General features: G+C 44.3%; 14 protein-coding genes. 12 read left to right on the top strand and 2 right to left on the bottom strand.

The window, feature by feature from the left end; translation table 11 throughout:
- Window positions 1-283 precede the first annotated feature (283 nt).
- Entirely contained in the window at window positions 284-571 is a 288-nt protein-coding gene (locus OEV42_18100; GenBank protein ID MDH3976188.1) for a hypothetical protein, read from the top strand.
- Between the two features lie 111 nt (window positions 572-682).
- Here the strand turns inward: OEV42_18100 and OEV42_18095 are convergent, their stop codons facing one another.
- On the bottom strand, window positions 683-856 hold the full coding sequence (locus OEV42_18095; protein ID MDH3976187.1) for a hypothetical protein: 174 nt from the start codon (window positions 854-856) through the stop codon (window positions 683-685).
- Window positions 857-1511: 655 nt separating this feature from the next.
- Between OEV42_18095 and OEV42_18090 the strand changes: the two genes are divergently transcribed.
- Together OEV42_18090 and OEV42_18085 are read left to right on the top strand one after the other, a co-directional pair.
- The gene (locus OEV42_18090) at window positions 1512-2723 is read left to right on the top strand and encodes a hypothetical protein (GenBank protein MDH3976186.1); all 1212 of its coding nucleotides are present in this window, start codon (window positions 1512-1514) and stop codon (window positions 2721-2723) included.
- A gap of 459 nt (window positions 2724-3182) precedes the next feature.
- Entirely contained in the window at window positions 3183-7355 is a 4173-nt protein-coding gene (locus OEV42_18085) for a hypothetical protein (protein MDH3976185.1), read from the top strand.
- Between the two features lie 327 nt (window positions 7356-7682).
- Here OEV42_18085 and OEV42_18080 read toward each other — a convergent pair whose 3' ends face one another.
- Window positions 7683-8426 (bottom strand): hypothetical protein, encoded by a 744-nt coding sequence (locus OEV42_18080; protein MDH3976184.1) that lies wholly within the window; start codon window positions 8424-8426, stop codon window positions 7683-7685.
- Between the two features lie 789 nt (window positions 8427-9215).
- Here OEV42_18080 and OEV42_18075 point away from each other — a divergent pair.
- The 9 genes from OEV42_18075 (at window position 9216) to OEV42_18035 (ending at window position 18889) form a co-directional block, all read left to right on the top strand.
- Entirely contained in the window at window positions 9216-10034 is an 819-nt protein-coding gene (locus OEV42_18075; protein ID MDH3976183.1) for a class I SAM-dependent methyltransferase, read from the top strand.
- 649 nt (window positions 10035-10683) lie between these two features.
- The gene (locus tag OEV42_18070) at window positions 10684-11616 is read left to right on the top strand and encodes a hypothetical protein (protein MDH3976182.1); all 933 of its coding nucleotides are present in this window, start codon (window positions 10684-10686) and stop codon (window positions 11614-11616) included.
- On the top strand, window positions 11616-12833 hold the full coding sequence (locus tag OEV42_18065) for a hypothetical protein (protein ID MDH3976181.1): 1218 nt from the start codon (window positions 11616-11618) through the stop codon (window positions 12831-12833). Before OEV42_18070 ends, OEV42_18065 begins: the two co-directional genes overlap by 1 nt.
- A 337-nt stretch (window positions 12834-13170) precedes the next feature.
- Window positions 13171-13593 carry a DUF2267 domain-containing protein gene (locus OEV42_18060; protein ID MDH3976180.1) on the top strand — a complete coding sequence of 141 codons (423 nt, stop codon included), beginning with the start codon at window positions 13171-13173 and terminating at the stop codon, window positions 13591-13593.
- Window positions 13594-13843: 250 nt separating this feature from the next.
- Window positions 13844-14221, top strand: a complete 378-nt coding sequence (locus tag OEV42_18055) for a GxxExxY protein (protein MDH3976179.1) — start codon at window positions 13844-13846, stop codon at window positions 14219-14221.
- Between the two features lie 215 nt (window positions 14222-14436).
- Window positions 14437-14805 carry a YbaN family protein gene (locus OEV42_18050; GenBank protein ID MDH3976178.1) on the top strand — a complete coding sequence of 123 codons (369 nt, stop codon included), beginning with the start codon at window positions 14437-14439 and terminating at the stop codon, window positions 14803-14805.
- Window positions 14806-14869: 64 nt separating this feature from the next.
- Entirely contained in the window at window positions 14870-15232 is a 363-nt protein-coding gene (locus OEV42_18045; GenBank protein ID MDH3976177.1) for a hypothetical protein, read from the top strand.
- Window positions 15233-15283: 51 nt separating this feature from the next.
- A complete protein-coding gene (locus tag OEV42_18040) occupies window positions 15284-17071 on the top strand; it encodes a DUF4034 domain-containing protein (protein ID MDH3976176.1) in 1788 nt (595 codons plus the stop codon).
- A 120-nt stretch (window positions 17072-17191) separates the two neighbouring features.
- On the top strand, window positions 17192-18889 hold the full coding sequence (locus OEV42_18035; GenBank protein ID MDH3976175.1) for a tetraspanin family protein: 1698 nt from the start codon (window positions 17192-17194) through the stop codon (window positions 18887-18889).
- Window positions 18890-19067 lie beyond the last annotated feature (178 nt).

Genomic DNA, 19067 nt, shown 5'->3' with positions numbered 1-19067 from the left:
CCCTCCTTCCACCGTTGCCTTGGTTGGGCACAAAAACTCGCTTCGCTCAGACAGTTTGTGCCCTTCATCCTCAGTCAACGGCTACACTCGGCTGCCTTTTAACGGGAAGGAAAATCAAACCCTTTTAGGGCTCAAGCAAGGCCACGTCCTTTGGGCGTGGATTCTTTAATTTCATAATCATGCGCAAAAAAACGGCCCGCTGTTGCAAGGCTTCAGGTAGAACATTATGAGAATAATAAGGCTTTTTATGCTGCTCTTTTTGCTGTCGAGTTGTTGTCACCCCATGAAATGCAAACCTGCCGTTGCAGGTTTTGAAATATACGCGCCGATTATTGATGCATTGGAAAAATATAATTTGGAAAACAGTTCCTATCCGGATTCATTAGATTCCCTGGTTCCTGAATATCTATCTGTAAAACCCGTGCCAAATCCGAATGGACGGCAGCCCTCAATGGTTGAATATGAGAAAAACCATGACGAATATAAACTGATGTTTGAATATTTGGGACCAGGCATAAATATCTGCACCTATTCTCCATCAAATAAATGGAATTGCTACGGATATTATTAACACTACCTGCCCTGTTAAGCAGCGCCCATTTGGGAAGAATTTTTTCAGTATGAGAAGAGGTTTTTTAATCCTGTAAATCCTGTCAAAAGAGAAAAGATTTAAAAGCTTGTTTTAGACGGGATTGACGGGATTGACAGGATAAAGATCAAAGACGCCCTTGCTATTGAAAAAGCGTCCTGCAAATATTTCTGCGCCAAACTGTGAAATCCGCGAAAAGACTGGTCCCAATGCATTTGCTTTAATCCATGGTTGAAAGGTTTTTTGCCCTTCCCGCGCAGCAGCCATAAAAAAGCTCTTGCCCCTCCTCCGTGTTTTCCGTGCGCTCTGCGGTAAAAAGAACTTTTAAGGTTTTAAAATCCGGTTAATCCTGTGAATCCTGTCAAAAGAAAAAAGATTTAAAAGCTTGTTTTAGACGGGATTTACAGGATTGACTGGATAAAGATCAAGTATGCCTTTGCTATTGAAAAAGCATCATGCAAATATCTCCACACCTTTGCACCCACAGGCCATGAACGCCTCTGCGTGAAACCAATCACTCATCATTTTTTAATCTGCGTAATCTGTGTTAATCCCTGTCCTATTATTTTTTGCTCTTATCTATGATTGAAACAGCTTTTGCCCCTCCTCACGCAACGGTCCTGATTTCTTTTTTTCTTCGTGAACCTTCGTGACCCTTTGTGGAAAAAAATCTTTAAAAATCCGCAATCCACATTCCACTATCCGCAATTTAAATCGGGGTATTTTCGGGGCAGTAAATGGTTTATGTGAAATGACAGGCTATTATTACTAATATCAATTGAAATATAAGTGATGGATATTTCTTACGTTTTTTTATGCCGTGAGGGGATTAATGCATTGCACCTGTCATTGCTTCATCTGGAATAGGCGACAGGCCCTGCGATTTTGCACATTAACTTTTTATTCATAAGAGAGAATAACTATGCCTTATTCACACATCCGATATATTGGATATCATGTACCTACCATAGCAAAAAACGCCAAAAAGGAGGCAATTTATGGCATTCCCGCCGGGGGCTTACCCGATTTATCAGAATTTTCTAACAACACTTTAGGGCTTGTGGATGCCAAGGCACTAAAAGATAAAAAGCCAAAGGACCATGTGGCATTAAAGGGGGAAAGTAGCAGCCTTGAACTCGTCAAGAAAGATACCGATCTGCTTTCCAGGCTGCAACGTCTGTTTATAGCCATGGAATGCGCTGCTCATGAACTTGAAAAAGACACGTCCAAGGGAGTCCTTAATGTCTTCATGGCCCCAGAATTCTACTTGCGTCCTCACAAAGAACCTAATTCCTATTCTAAAAAATACTACCAGGCCATTCAAGAAGTTCTTTCGAAAACAATTGCTGCGAATCCAAAACTGTCCGACTGGCTGATCATTCCGGGAACAGTTATGTGGAGCCGGGAGGAGGCCTGTGAGAATCCCTCCAGCGTTAGCCAGAGTATGCGCAACGTATTAACGAGGAAGATCGGAACCACTAATTTTTTCGTAGATCACAATACCGCCTTCGTTCTAAGCGGGCCGAACAATGCCCTGGTTTCTTCCGACAGAAAAGTAGAAAAATTTCACGTGGCCTCAGCAGATGGTATTCCATCGTTACGCCCGAAAATAGGAAATGAGGTGAATGGGGTAGAAAGGACTAACCGCACCGATTTACTTACAAAGCACTATAAAATAAACCAGAGTGTTGATGATCATGTTTTCACACATGGAGGCGTAAAGTTTGGTTTAGAGATTTGCGCGGACCACCAATATTCCTTGCTGAAGCAAAAACACAGTATTACAGGCGACTTCACCTCACAACTTCTTGTTGCCTGCGGCCAGGAAATCCAAATAGGTGCTGTCGTCACCAAGCCGGGCGGCACCATATTTCGCTGTGATGGAAAATTCTCTGTTAGACACCAGGCTGACAAGCGTAATGTAATTAGCTACCAAAAGGAGCCTGTCAATGCAGTGCTCGAGCCGGATTCTACTTCACTGGGTACGGATCGGCCAGTGACTATCTACAAGGAAATTATCTTCGACTCAAAGCACCCCTGTTACTGGGCGAAGCCTTCGAGCGCCGACCAGACATTTTGGGGGAAATACAAACAAGGGATTACCATTTTCAAAAAAGAAAAACTGGTGAAATAAACCAATGCGCACCCTATTTTTGGAGATTATACTATCATGAATTTTGAATCGCTAAAATCTGCTCTCGGTATAGACGAGGGTGACCTCAGTACATCAAATATTTCCTTAAGCAGCAACAATCTCACTGACAACCTGGCCGATGTTTTCAGGCATTGTTACTTCGACCAATCGCTGGTCATCGACAATCCCCTTCTCGTCAGCAGCGATGACGAGCTACAAAAGGTCGTCGTCTCGGGCAAGTCGAACTACCTGAACGTGCCGGAAATCCCCGTCACGCTGTCTCTCTCTCTTGACACGGAGGGCAACGTACACTTGTTGGCGCACTATGAAGTGCTGGGCGCCAATCCGGGACCCAATGACTGGAAATTCTCAAAAAGCTTTCCCACTTTGCCCAAAGTTCCCGACGACCGTGAACCGATATATTTCGACCGCGAGACGGGGGAAACCTCCCAGTCGGAAGTGGTGCCGCTGGACGAGTACCTCTTTTTCAACAGCAGCTTTGTTGTCACCAGTCAGGCCATGGCCCATCCCGAATCAGGGAGAGACTTGCAATGGGGCATTAACTTTATAGGAATGGTGCGTCCCGAAGGTGTGCTGGCCATGGCGGCCAATGTTTTTCAGTCCACCATCGAACTGCCCGTGAGTGGAACAATTCGTATGCCTGTGCGCAGCGAAAAACCCGAAATGTTGCGCACCCTCTTCACGGGAGACAAGGCCATTTATCAATATCCCTGGACCGTGGCAGGCGAAATCGATAAGGGAGTGCCCGGTATCCTGCTGGACATCGGCATCGATGTCAACTACAGCATGGCCAAAGGGAATATCGAGTTTTCCGGCGACAAGATATGCATCTACTCACCGCCGAACCAGGATTGGATGCTCAGTGATACCAATCCCCAATTCAAACCGATTCAGGCCTTTACCGGCGCTATCGAAGTGCCCGAGGCCGACATTGTGGCTGATATGCTCATCCCCTTTGAACTTGGTATTGACCAGTTGCTGTTCATCTCCCGCTTTGAGGGCATTTCGCTGGAAAACCTGGGCAAGCTAACGGGCATCACCGGTTCCGGTGAAGGCTTACTGAGCCACATGCCGGAACAAATCTCCCATTTAGGTGATGAGTTAGGCAAGCTTGAACTCACGTCTATGAGCGTGGCTATCGACTATCGAAAACTCAGTGACATCGATGTAACCAATATTTCTTTCTCCATCGGCATGCCCGAATTAAACTGGCAGGTATGGGAGGACCATTTCGGAATCAACAACATTAATTGCCAGTTTCGCATCGACTATCCCTTCCAGTCCGCAAAGACCGCCACAGATGATCCCGACCTGGTACGCAACATCAATCTCAAGGTCTTTGGCGAGATGGAAGTTGAAGAGATTCCCTTCCTTGTGTCCGCCGATTCGGCTGAGGGTTTTTCCGTCTATGCCGAAATGGGGGCCGGCCATGTAATCCCTTTGGGAAAGGTCCTGGACAAGTATGCTCCCGCCATACCGGCGCCATCCAACCTGGACGTGGACGTCTTCCGCCTGGGCGTGGCGCCCGGCCGCTCATACAGCCTGGCCCTGGCTATGACGCAAGAGCCTAAACCCTGGAAAATCCCCATCGGCCCCCGACCGCTGGAAGTCTCTAATGTGTCCATGTTCGTAGAGTATACGCAGGGACAAGGCTTCCGGGGTTCCGTAAGCGGCGCCATTGAGTACGGCAATGTGGAACTCAACCTGACCTACGTAACTCCCGGTAATGTGGTCATCAATTCTTTCATAGAGAAAACATCGCTTGGAAAGATTTTCGATACCTTCACCAATCAAGCCATCGCCCTGCCCGATTCCTTCGACCTCGACTTGCTTAACAACTATGTAAACATCACCAAACAGGGCAACAACTATTCACTGGAGTTGGTGACTGAAGTCGATAAATTCGGTTCGCTGGCCTTGCAGGTACAGAAAATCGGGTCAAAATGGGGTGGCGCATTCGGTCTGAATATGACTCAAGGCAAACTATCAGACATTCCGGGCCTGAAAAGTCTGGAGGTGCTGGAAAAGCACGTGCAGCTTAGCAAGTTGCTGCTCCTGGTCTCCAGCTTTGACAATCCCGGTTTTAAATTCCCCAACATGGCGGCCTTCAACAATCCCAACCTGAGTTCCTCTTCCATTCCCATGCCGCAGGGCAGCGGCGTGGTGGCGGGATTAAACGTCCACACTACGTGGACACTCGATACAAGCCGCAAAGACATGAAGCTGCTCAAGTCGATCCTGGGGCTCGATCCGGAGTTGAACGTGACAGTACAGGTCGGGGAAGTTCCCGTTGATGATACTCGACTGTTCATGGACTTCAGTACCAAACTGTTAGGAAAATACCCACTCGATGCACAGTTCGGTTTTATGCTGAGCAAAGGAAGGCCCGAGATGTTCCTGGCGGGGCAGTTGAAGGTAAAAATTCAAAAGAAAGACGTTAGCTTCAATATGGCCATGAGCCTGCTCAGTACTGGGGTGTTCTTTGCCGGTTCAGCAGTGGGAACAATCAAGTTCGGCAATCTCCAGGTCAGCAATCTCGCTCTCATGCTGGGCATCAACTGGGGCGGCATTCCGAGCCTTGGTATTGCCTGCAGAATCAATACGTCCAAATTCAGCAGTTCCATTGCCCTGCTCTTCGATTCGACATCCCCCGATAAAAGCGTGCTCGCCGGTTCCATCAGCCAGTTGAGTCTGGCAGACATCACTCGCCAGATCGCCAAGGTAAAGAAAGTCCCCCGTGAAGTTTCAAAGGTATTTAAAACGGTCAAGCTCCGTTCCATCCGCTATTTTACGCTCGACGCAACGGTGGCAAAGTCACTGGACGCCAAAGACCACCCGGCAGTTTCGGCAGCCTTTGCTGCCGTCGGAGTAGCCATTCCATCCGATGAAGCGACATTGCTGATCGTAGTCCAAAAGGCGGGAAACACCTGGAGCGTTACCGACATGGCCAACGGCATGAGACATTACACGCTTTCTTCCGGTGACGAGGGCATCTCTGCTGCTGTGGCCCCGCAAATCTACCTGGCGCCGGCAGGCGCCCGCATGGGTGAGTTGACCTTTACACAAGGGTATTTTCTCTCGGGAGTTCTGCAAATTATGGGTCAGGGCTGGGCAACCCAGGTGGAGATTTCCCATCGAAAGGGCATTGCCGCCACATCCTATATGGACAAGCCGCTGCAAATCGGCAGTAAGGAGTTCTTCCGCTTCAGCGATTATGGGGGCAAAAAAGGTCCCATGATTTCCTTATCGTCCTTTAAGCAGTCCGACCACGAGATTGAGGCCTTTCGCAAACCGCACTTCGGCCTTAGCGGCCGTTTGCGCCTGCTCGGCAATGAAGCTGCCGCCCTGGCTACGGTCACCTCTTCAGGCGTCACCGTCGTCGTGGAAGCCGAAAACAACCTTGATTTGAACTACGTCTTTATTACCGGCGCCTACGACTTCGACTGGAAATTGGAAGGCGCCTTGAATTCAGCCACCGACATCTATTTCGGTGGTTACATTAACTTTAAATTGAATGCCAAATTCCACCTTAACAAGCTGCTCAATGTAAAGACCGACCTGGGGAAGGTGGCCGTCAACGCCGTTATCAAAATGGACACAGACATGGGCTATCAAAACAACCGTGTTTACCTGGAAATGGATGGACAATTCAGGTTTTGCGGCGTTAGCTACAGTATTGACCTGGAAGTGGGCGCCAAAGACGCCAGGATTGAAAAAATGGGCGAACTGGTTCTGAACGAAGTAAAGAAGGTGATCAAGTCTCTCTACAATACTGCCGATGAGTGGGTTGATGCCCTCGAAGACGGCCTCCTTGAAATTGGCGACACAGCAGAAAATGTGGGCAAGGCCCTGAAAAACGGCTATAAGCAATCGGCTGAACAGTCGGCAAAGCTGCTTAAGGACGCGGGACGCACAGGGGAAAAAATTGGCGCCACCATTAAATCAGGCTTCGGCAAAGGAGCACAGGACACGGCAAAGATCATGAAATCCGCCGGTATCTCGTCCGGCGATATCGGCAAGGCAATGAAAAGCGCATACAGGCAAAGTGCCGCTCAGAGCGCCAAGTTGCTAAAGAATGCAGGTTTTAATTCGAGTGATGTAAGCCGCATGATGAAGGGTACATATGGCAGCGCCAGCCGAGACATTGCCAAAGCACTCAAGGGGCTGGGTTATTCGGCCAACACTGTGGCCAATGTTATGAAAAACATATCGAAAGTAAAGATATCGGTCATAACATCGAACCTTAAGTACGCCCGATACGGCGTGGATGACGTGGGTAAAGGCCTGCGGTCAATCGGGCAATCCGATGAAGCTATCGGCAAACTGCTCAAAGGTGCGGGCTACGCTATCAAAGACGTGTCCCGCTTGTTCAAGAACACATTCAAAATCGACTCTGAAACAGCCGCCAAGTACTTGCGCAGAGCCGCATTCGACTCCGATGACATTGCAAAAATGCTGCGCGCAGGCGACCTCTGGGACCGCAGCCACAAAGGCGTGGCCAAGTGCCTGAAAAAGGCCGGCTATGGCAAGAAAACGGCAAAAAAGGCAATGAAAGCGGCGGGCATCTCCAAGAAAAAGATAAACGATGCTTTTAGCTGGCTCAAGTGGTAATTCTGCTCTACAGACCTGGTCCAACCCCATAAGGGGCCCCTGCATAAAACTTTAGGATTGAATATTTGTCATCCCCGGGTTTTATGCCCTTGAGGGTATGATCGGGAATCCAGTAAATGCAGGGTGGGTTACGTTCCATTATGCCCGCTGGTTTTCATCGGTCAAGGGTGCTTTTTCGCAATCTCTGCGTCAATCTTCGGCTTTGCTTGTGCCATGTACAGTAGTACAACTCGGCGAAACCCCTGATTTCCTTGACCTTGCAAAAAATCCCTCCTTTCCGAATTGAAAGCAAAGTTTCATTTATTATAGTTTCTGGATGGATACTACTTAAAATCCACACTCTTTTTTTAATACTTTTGAAATTTTGTGGGCGCCTTTTTTCACAGAGGCCGAATCCCAATGGAGACCATCAAATGTGGTCATTCCTTCATAAGCCTCAACATAGTAAATATTTTCAAGATTTTCAAAAGTAGTCCGGTGTTTATCTGCCATGAGTCGATAATTGCTCTCGGAGATAGTGTAACTTATGCCATAAGGCGCCACACCTCTCGGGAGATCAAGACTTTCCCAGGGCATGAGTGCATTAACAATAACACACTTCCCTGCATTTCTGGCAGTAACAGCAACATCGACAGCACGCTGGATATAGATGTCCATATCTTCTTCCGAACAGGGGACCGAATGCATACAGTCATTCATCTGATCAATAAAGACAGCAGAAAGATGATCAATTCCATCAATCCACATTGTCTGATTGACCGCTTTTTCATATTGCGATTGATAGCCGAGCCAGCCCGTGCCGGGGACATCATAACTATAGGCGCCGGCCTGTGCTGCAATCTGGACCCTGTGATTTTCCTGTATCAATGCATGGCCAAGGGCCAGGTAAGCGCCACCTGCCACTGCCATTCCACCGAAGGGGGAATCAACGGGGGTACCCGCCTCTGACCCGGACGCGCCAAGGACAGCAACAACCGGCTCATTGGGCCAGTTAATCGGTTCAAATGCATTAACATTTACAGATATTGACAAAAACAACACGACTGCCACCATTAAGATTCTTTTTTTCATAATTCTACCTCCTCTTTTTTATAGGTTAACGTTAATTTGCCACCTTTATTGCCAATAAGTACTTTCTCCTTAAAATGACATTCAATTTTCTGGCTGACTTACCGGTTTTCCGTCTGAATTAAAAGCGGACTTGAGTGCAGATAAGCATGAGAAATGGTCCGCAATGAAATATTTATTTCACTCAGTGATGTTAATTAATCAGGGCGGGGATACTTTCCGCATTAAATTGAGAATATTGTGTTCTATATATGGAAAACCCCGGCAGTGATTTTAATAAAGATAATTAATAAAAACAATCAACAGGAATGACTTTTTACTCAACTGGAATGACGCCCGGATGCACAGAAAAGAGGGAAGGTAAAAAAGGTGAAAAAATTTTATCTTTAAATCCGCGTTGATTTGCGCTTTTCCTCGTTGACCTTTTATGCCCTGCCGGTGTCACAGCAAAGTTAAAAGATCTAACCTGAAACTTCCTTTCTGCCGGGGTGTTTTCAGGGCAGCCATTATTTTCATCCCTAAAATCGGAAATGATGTTGTATCATAAACATCTCTATCTGCAACCAATGTGCTATTTCCCTCTTATCTTAATTAGTGTCCATCCAGAAACTATAATAAATGAAACTTTGTTTTCAATTCGGAAAGGAGGGATTTTTTGCAAGGTCAAGGAACTCAAGGGTTTGCGCGGAGATGTACTACTGTACATCGCACAAGCAAAGCCGAAGATTGACGCAGAGATTGCGAAAAAGCACCCTTTCCGGATGAAAACTAATTAATAAGGAGTAAGTTGCCATGAGTAAAGGTCCAAATATGCTAAGTACAATTCCACCCTGGGACGCCGTTGCCGGGGGCTATGCCGAAACGACGATGAAGGTCTTCGAGCGGTATAATGAGAAGGCCCTCGAACTTGCGGAACTGACCGACAAATGCCGGATTCTCGATGTGGCTTGCGGGCCGGGGACGCTGGCACTTGCGGCGGCTGATAAGGTTCACTCCGTTCACGCCATCGATTTTTCCCGGTCCATGATAGCCATATTCAGGGAGACGGTAAAGGATAAGGGTCTCGGTAACATAGAAATCAGGTGCGGTGATGCGCAGGACTTGCCCTTTGATGATGAATCCTTCGATGTGGCTTTTTCCATGTTCGGTCTCATGTTTTTTCCCGACAGGACCAAAGGCTATTCGGAAATATACAGGACTCTCAAACCGGGTGGAAAGGTTATTATCTCCAGCTGGGCGCCCATTTCGCAGTCGCCTGCCATGCAGACCATGTTCGGCGCCGTAAGGGCCATAAAACCTGAAATGCCCGAACCGCAGACAGACGTTGAATCCCTGGAAAATCCGGAATTTTTCGGGAAGGAACTTGAAAGTGCCGGATTTAAGGACGTTGAGATTCACCCTGTGACAATGGATTTCCCCGTTAACTCCATCGATGAGTTCTGGCGGGATATGGTGCGGGGCAGCGCACCGCTCGTTATGTTGAAAAACAGTATGTCGGAAGAAGACTGGCAGGAAAAAGAGCGTGAGGCGCTTGAATATCTGGATAAGACGTTAACGAACATTCCTGCATCTCTGACTTCGGATGCATGGTTGGGGTGTGGGAGAAAATAAGGATCGATGCTCCTGTTTTTTTAATATAGAGAGGCGCCCCTGATTATTCAGGACAGGCTTATGATGGAAAGTGTTCCCATGGACAGCCGGCAACTCTCGTCTACAAAAGAATAAGGGCAAGTAAAAAAAGGATGAAAATAATACCTAGAATTTTGCTTACGAGCATTATGTTTTTGTTTATATGAGGAAGATGCGGCATATGTGGCATGAAATTCATGGCTGTTCTCCTTTCACTGTTTTTTATCATTAATATTTAGACAATTTACCCATCACCCTGGTTCCATCGACCGGGGTATTTTCAGGGTAGCTAAAGGTTTTCCCCTTTATATATAAGGATGGCAGTGTATTATAGGTGTTTCCGTCCACAAAAAATGTAGTGATTCAGAACAATAGGGGCAAAAGTTTTTTTATTTCTTAGGGGTCGAAAAAAGGGCTTGATCCGCCCGGCCGGTTAGAAATAGTCAGGATTTAATGCGTTAGCCTTGCCCTATGGGGTGGACGAACATAAGGGCAAAGATAAAAAGAAGGAATGGGACGATCTAACCTTTGTCTCATTCAAGGTTTGTTTAAGGGCCGATGGCCTCTCTTCCAGACAATAATTACCGAAGGCATGGATAGTATTCTTCTGTGCAGAACAGTGAGGTAGTGAATGGCAATAAAATTTTCTCTTAAAGATACCCTTGACGGGCTTCTCGATTCGGACCTGGCTAAACCGGTTTTAGTCTTTATTATATCTGCGGTTCTTTTTTTTGCATCCATTACCAATGGGCTGGAGGATTTTCTTACAGAACTCCTGTGGCTCGATGCGGTCGCTGAGGCAAACGATGAATTTCTTTCCGAATCATTATCGTCATCCCTTAAGAATTTTGGCGCAGTATCTCTCGCCAAGGGAATTGTTGCCTACCTTTCCACAATAGAATTGGGATTAAATTTCGGGATTTCCGTGAAAGCCAAGTTTGGAGATCTGCTTTTGCCCTTATCCGACCTCATAAACAACATCTGGACTTTCTTCGGCTACTCCATTGCTTCTATTACAGGGCAGATAACGCTGCTGAAATTCTTCAAATTATTTGCCATAAAACTTCTGGTTCCCATAGGGGCTGTGGCGACCGCCATAAGCAGTTTTGCCTTTCAGGGTATTTTGAGAAAATATGGTACTGCCTTAATCATATCGGGACTTTTCCTTTATGCGGCAATGCCCTACACCGTTTTTGCCGCCAAAACGATCTTCGAGGAAGCAAGTATTACTGCAACAACGGAAATGGCGGAAGAACTCGGCGTAATAAAGGTGGAGATGGAAGATCTGAGACGAGAAAAAGGCTTTTTCGGTTCCATGAAGGAACGGGTAAAGCTCATGGTAACGGGAGGGGTGGAAAGACTTACGTCGGCGGTGGTGACATATTTTGGCAAATTTCTGGTGATGTTTATTATAATGCCCCTCTTTTTTTACGGCTTATTGTATATATTTATCAAACAAATACTCAACCGAATTCAGGAAAATGACCTCGATTCCAAGTTTGACGACATGCTCCTCGGCTTCACGAAAAAGGCCGCCGGGAAATTCTCTTTTATGAAAAAATAATGAATACAAAAAAGAAAATACAGGTACTCTTAGGGCTATTGCTCCTCCTTTCTCTCGTCGCCGCGCGGTATTTCTACAACCTTCCCGACGATTACATGGCCGATAAGAAAACAAGATACAAAGTATCTCTGGAAAAGGGTGTCGATGCATTGAAAAATGACCGTCTGGATGATGCCATTGCATCATTACGGCGGGCGAAATATTTTAAACCCGACAGTTTTAAGGCAAGCCTGAACCTTGCAAAAGCCTTCCATGCAAAAAAAGGGAATGAGAAATATGACAAACTGGCCCGGTATTACATCACTGAAGCGATCAAAATGGCTGATGATTACCGCGATCAAAGAGAACTTGCACTTTTTTGCAAAACTCTCCCCGCCGCATATTACTGCCAGGATGTTGATGAACCGGAAACTTATGAAGAGCGAATCAAGAAGGCCATTACAGGGAAGCCCAAAAAGGATTGCAAGGATGCGAACAACAAATGGAACTGCATGGTTAGAAAAGGGAACATGGCTTTCTACGCAGGCCATGAAAAGAAGGCCGCCGATTGGTACGAAGCCGCAATTATTGAGGCGGACAATCTCGGTACGGAAATAAAGCGAAAGACTGCGCGGTTTATGACTCGTTATAAACTCGGCATTGCCTACTTTAGTCAGCGAGCCAAAATAGATAAGGCATTGGGAGTTTTCGCAACATTGAAAAATGACCTGGTCGCCCTTAGAGGCCTCCCGAAGTATGTTGATTATAAGAATAAGACAGGCAAAGAAATATATGAGGAATATGAAGATCGGATTGCAATATATAAGGATGCAGCCTTTGTTATTACCACTAAAGACCCGAATGCACCGGGAGAAAAAATAATCGGTTTTTTTAAAGGCCTCTTTCAAAAAAAGAAGGAAAAGGCGCAGACTGAAAAGTGGGAAAAAGAGTTTGCACTTGCATCGGCCCGGCTGAAAAAGGCCCTCGATAGAGAGGCAAAGGAAACGAGACTCTTTGATAGCATTCATGACATGATGGCTGCGGGATACCTGGCGGATTTATTGGGGAAAAAGTACGACAATTTAGAACGCAAAGAACAGGCGAAATACTTTTTCGGCAAGTCGAAACACTTTTACAACAATGCACTGAAAAAGGAAACGGCCAAAGATAAAAACCTTGTAAAGACCCTTAAGAAAAAGATCCGCCTCATGGATAAGAATCTTAAACGACTCGGCTAGGAGTCTGTCGGACTTAGGAAATTGTAGCGAGAAAAAGCCATTTTGAGTCAGATTTTTTGATTAAATGAGGCGAATATTGAACATATTTAACGAATTTAATCAGATAATCTGGCCAAAAGGGCTTTTTCGCAGTAGATTTACCCTAAATCCGACAGGCTCCTAGTCTCACGCCTCCCGTCTATCAGTAACATAAAGGGGGAAATTTTATTTAATTCTTCTCCAAATATCCATATAATTTAAAGCCGATCTATCCGACAGAGTGATTAATCGGTCGTTGAGGGTCTGTTAAAAAAGGTCCTTTTAATTAAAACGAAATAGAAGAAAAAAGGAATATGGAATGCCTGTACCGGCTGAATATCAGCGCGCAACGGAAGACTTTTACAGTTTTCTGGAGGAAGTGCGGGATGTCTCCGATTTGGGGACCACCCACCGGGCTTACACGACGATCCAGGGTGTATTTCAGACTTTCCGCCGCCGTTTGGATCTGAAAGGTGCCATAGTTTTTGCAGGGGTGTTGCCCGCTGGTCTGCGCGCCCTCTTTGTAGCGGACTGGAATCCTGATGAGCCGAAACTTCCCTTCGGGGATATTTCAGATATGACGAAAGAGGTCCAGGCCCTGCGGGCCGACCATAACTTCGCAACCGAGTCCGCTATTGGTGATGTTGCGAGTGTAATAAGAAGCCATGTGGACGAGGCCGCTTTCGAAAGTGTGCTGCTTAAGCTGCCCCAGGGAGCCCGGGAGTTTTGGCAGACTACGTAAAAAAGTTTCGTAGAAACTATTTGTTTGAAATCATAAATTGTGATTTCCAATCGGTATGGGCAAGCCACATATCAAAAATAGATTGAAGAATTCTTTATCTCTAACGGGGTAAATCAGGTTGTCTTTGATAACTGACAGGAGATTTGTTTTAAACGATAGCTGTCTCTATTTATGGAATAGGAAGATAGGATTTAAGTAATTTATGGACCACGGAAAGAGCAGGAAAAACCCGGAAGGTAACGAATAAATAATGACCAAGTTGATTTATGAGGAAGAGGCTTATGCAATCAGAGGGGCTATGTTTGACGTTTACCATGAGATGGGGCCAGGTTTTTTAGAAGCTGTTTACCAGGAGTGCCTGGAAAAGGAACTAAATCTGCGTAATATCTCTTTTACTGCTCAAGAAGAGCTTGTCCTGACTTATAAGGGTGACACACTTAAACAAACATACAAGCCTGATCTTATATGTTACGAAAAGATTATAGTCGAATTAAAGGCCGTAAGAGAACTGGTGGCAGAACATAAAGCTCAAGTTTTCAATTATATGAATGCAACGGGATTAAAGCTCGGTTTCCTGGTGAATTTCGGCTCTCATCCTAAAGTGGAAATTGAAAGGATTATCATATAATTCAACCACGGAAGTCACGGAATGACACGGAATGTAAAGAAAAAAAAGCTAAAGTATTTTGCCTTTTCCGGCCCTTTCCGGCTTTTTCCGTGGTTAAAGATATAAAGACCAAAAGACATTGACCACGGAAGTCACGGAATTTCACGGAAGGTAAAGAATAAAATCTTTAAAGTTTTTTTGCTCTTTCCGGCCTTTTCCGTGGTAAGTTTTATGATATGCACAAACCCTTCTTAATATTAATTGGAATGGCCTCTGTAGGCCTCGCCTTTATCGGGATTTTTCTGCCGCTCCTTCCGACGGTCCCTTTTTTGCTCCTGGCACTGGCCTGTTTTGCCAGGTCTTCGGAGAAACTCCATCAGTGGATCCTGTCTCACAAGAGGTTCGGACCGCATATAAGGATGTGGCATGAGACAAGAAGCATGACCATAAGGACAAAGATCTACGCTATCATATCAATTATTGGATTCGGATCCATATCGATCATTAATGCCGACAGGATATGGCTTCAGTTCCTTATATTTTTTATTCTTGCAATCCCTGTCACCATAATTTTGAAGGCCCGAAATGCCGTGGTTCAAACATGATTGTCGAAAGGATGGAGGTAAATAGTCGTTGTTTCTACTTATTCGAAAACTAGGTGTTTAAAAGATGAACACATTAGCATATGACCTTTTGTTAATATTTATATCAGCTTTAATTTCATGGTTCATTACTCATCGATATTATAAAAAGAGTCTTGCGGATCAAGATGTTGAGCATCAAAGGGAGAGGCGAGAATTGGTAGAAGCTCTTAAGGCCATAAAGGCTTCAGATGCCACCCTTCTCAAACAACAATACATAGATGCAGCCGTAGAAGCATGGAAGAAAAAAGGAACACCAAAAGATTACATTGATAGTCTTTCAGAAATTTTAGCTGAAGAAAAAGCTGAAATTTACCGTGCAGCTTCTTTACGTCACAAAGGGCGTGAACCGAAGAAGAATCCTTATGTAAAGACTAAAGTTAACACTTGATAACAGTTAAGGAGTAAATTCTTTATCTTTGACAGCAGAATCACTTTGTCAATGTTAAAGAATTTACTCCTGTCTTTCGTTGCTGTCTTTCTGTCTTTTTATCTGTCTTTTTTAAGTGTCATAAAATTAATTAATTTGGAGAAAGCAATGTCATTTATTTTCCGGAAAAATTGGATATCTCTTTTATTCTTGATAATTATAATTTTTGTGGGCAGCGTTTCAATTCCGGGAATAAATAAACGTCGGTACTTCAACACCATATCGATTGATGAGATTGTTGCACTCAGGGAAATGTTGGAAGAGAAACGATTTGAAGAGTTGAATGAAATTTTGGAAAAATACCAGAAAGCATTCGAAAAAGATCCAACCGATGAATACAAGGTTTACGATGCGTATAATGCATTTTATTATCTTGGGCCTTCATACGAAAAAAATATTACGGAATGGAAAGATAGCTTTCCCCATGATTATAAGCCACATTTGGCTATGGCACAATATCATTACGGTAAAGCCTCGGAATTAAAGTGGATCATATGGCCTAAAGACAAACAGACACGAGATGAAAATTTGCGAATCATGAACTCTCATTTTAAAAAGTCAGAGGAAAATATCAGAACTGTATTGAAAATAAAAGTAGATTCATTACCTGCCCACAACACCCTGATTGGAATAACAAACTCAAGTTCATTCGGCGATAGTGAAAGTAAGGTTATAAAGCGGGCCATTGAAATATTTCCATATTCTTTCATTATCAGGAAGAGCAGCATGCGGGCCAATCAACCAAGGTTGGGTGGAAGTTATGCCGCAATGGAAAAAATTGCAAAAGATGCCGAGCCCTTTGCAGTTATCAATCCTATGCTCACATCTCTGTATGGATTTATCTATGAATATCAGGGACGAAATTTGAGGTGGAAAAAGCGATATAACGAAGCAACAAAGCTATATCTAAAAGCACTTACTTATGGTGAGTTAGCCAGTGTTTATGAAGAGTTGGCAAGCATGAATTTTAATAATCTTAAAAATTACGATACTGCACTGAAATATATTAGTAAGAGTATTCAACTACGTCCAGTAGTAGAAAGATACTACCGTCTTAGATCAAGAATATTGTTTAAGACAGATAATGTATACAAAGCTTATGAAGATATGTATAGTTCCGTCCTTATAAATCCGCATATTAATTTTAGAATTTATAATGATAATATTATTAATAGAAGAAATTTTGAGATTATATTTGCATTGAGGGAAAAGGTTGCCAAAGAGCAAATGAAAAATATCAACTGGGTATATAACCATAATGCAGAGAATGAAACTAAAGGATGGGGGGCAAACGGTAGTGTCAAGGTTCAAGAATCTGTTGATAAAAACCATTATTTTCTTATCCAAAATGGAGACCACATTATGCAGCACGTTTTTCTTGCTGAGCCTACCCCACCATATGCTCTGTTTGTTGGCCGTGCAACAATTAATAAGATAAAAGAGGATATGCCAAAGAAATCAGGGCTGCCAGTAATTAGTGTCTTAATAGAGAACAAGGGAGGAAAAAAACAAAACTGGGCATCTATGCACGGGATGAGTGCGTCATATTTTGCCAAGATATATGATAATAACTGGGTTCCTATGTGGGGTATCTGGAAAATGCCTGATTCAGCAATTAAACTCAATTTTAAATTGGGTCAATTAAGATATAGGGGTGAGCCTATTGGTGATACTGAAGCCTACTTTGATGATGTTGGACTCTATTTTTTTAATACAAAAGAAGAAGCAAAAGTATTTCTTGAAAAACATTTCAGAGAATTGGGCCTTCCAATGTCAGAAAACAATTTGCTTAGCAGGTAGGATTCATCTTGCTACAAAAAGGAAAATAGGGATGGATTCAGATTAGTTTTCGCTTTTAGCTTCACGCTGACCTGTTTTTGTATGGAGAGTGTTTTAAAAAATGAACGGTAGTAGATTCTCATGATCTCCTTTGTTTTGTTATGGCTGCTGTTTTTTGCAGCAGCTTCCTGTTTTACGGCCTTTCTTTCCACATTCAGGAAGGGGGGAGGCAAATGGGGGAAGGTGCTTTTTATCCTGTGCGGCGCATTGATCATAATCTCTGCCACTTCTTTTTCTGTGGTTACCTATTTTTTATATGTTAAAGGGTTCAAACCTGACTGGCTATTTGTTTATGCTTTTTCCTGGTTCATTGCCTATACAAGCCTCTTTGGCTTTTTTACCCTGAAAAATGTTTATCCACTTGCTTATCGCCTAAAGACTTGCCTGGCCGCCATTGTTTTTCTCATGGCTGGTTTATTTCTTTTTGCTCATATGGACCGGAAGGCAATTGCCTATTTGAAGGATGTTCAAAAGGATGCCCAGGCGCTAATAGAAAGCGTTAATTCACCGCCTGTAGCGGATGAAAAAAACGCCCTTACCTATTATGAGGAGGCATTCAACCTGCTGGACAAGCATGACAAGTTGCCCCGATGGGTAACCACGTTTCGGAGGAAGAATGATGATGGTTTTTCAATCCCGAAGGCTAAGGTTGTCCTGGAAGAGAGAAAAGAAGTAATGGCACTTCTAAAAAAAGCCGCTCTCACCGAATCCTTTCATCAGCCATTGGAGGCAAGTTACAAATACGAAATACCACTCTTCGCTCCTTATCGCAATTCCGCTTATTTACTTGCCCTGCAAGCTCACCTGTATGCTATTGAGGGTAATATTCAAAGCTCACTGGAGACGATAGAACATATATGGAAGATTGCTGACCATTTGAATGATTACCCTGTTCTAATATCTAACCTTCTCTCTATTGCTGTCGCTGGTATAGGTTATGACGCCCTGGAGAAAGCGCTATATGATGTGAGGGAATTTAAAGGTAACGACATGGATCTTCCTGCCAGCAAGGCGCTTGAATTTCTGAAAAGCTATCCTGAGGTAATGAAGGGTGAAAGTGCCTTCGGTATGGGTGGGTGGGCTGAAGAATTGTCATCTGACAACATCTTTTATACGATGGAGGAGTGGATTGATATCGGCTTTCCACCGATACACCGGGATATTCCTGGTAATGTGTTATATGCTGTGGTTGATTTTAACAATGCTGTCATATCATCGCTTTACAGGGTTTTCTTCGCCAGTGAAGATGTTGCTGTTGGGGAAAGGTATTGGAAAGGCTTTTTTCAGCATCTGGAGAAACCTTTCCATAATGGCTTCCGACCATTTAAAAAGTGGGAAAAAGAAATTAAAAATGACAAGGGTGGCCCTTTAACAGGTGTTGAATTTTTCTTTAGATCCGATGATATGATGAGCCATTACTACGCTCGGAACGCTGAAGGAGAAGCCAGGCAGCGTTTGGCGGCTTTTGCCCTTGCTGTCGAGGGCTTCCGTGCGGAAAAAGGGAAATATCCTTCTTCTATTACTGAGCTTAAGCCACGTTTCCTGGCCGAGATAGCCATTGATCCTTTCGACGGCAAACCACTGAAGATCAAGGCAGTTGACGGAGGGCTTATTCTCTATAGTATCGGACGGGATATGGTTGACGATGGTGGTGCCGAACTGGTTTCCGATGAAAAGAAAGGATTCCTTTTCGTTAAAAAAAAGGGGGATATTACGTTTCTGCTAGGTAAGATATTTAAAGAGAGGCGTTTAAAAACAGAAAGTGATTCTAGCCTCTAAATCCAAGGGGATGGATCTATATAAAAATAATGTTTGATGATTGTAACGGTTTATGCGTAATGGGGTCGGACTGTACGCCGTTATCGGCAACATATCTAGCAGGTTAAAGTCCTGTCCGGGGAATTGCTCATTCGTCCCGGTAGTACCGTGAAGCAGTATTCGAGTAATCGTGTGCTGT

This window comes from Deltaproteobacteria bacterium (genome assembly GCA_029860075.1).
In the GTDB taxonomy this organism is placed as follows: domain Bacteria; phylum Desulfobacterota; class JADFVX01; order JADFVX01; family JADFVX01; genus JAOUBX01.
This window is presented reverse-complemented; position numbering and strand designations above follow the sequence as displayed.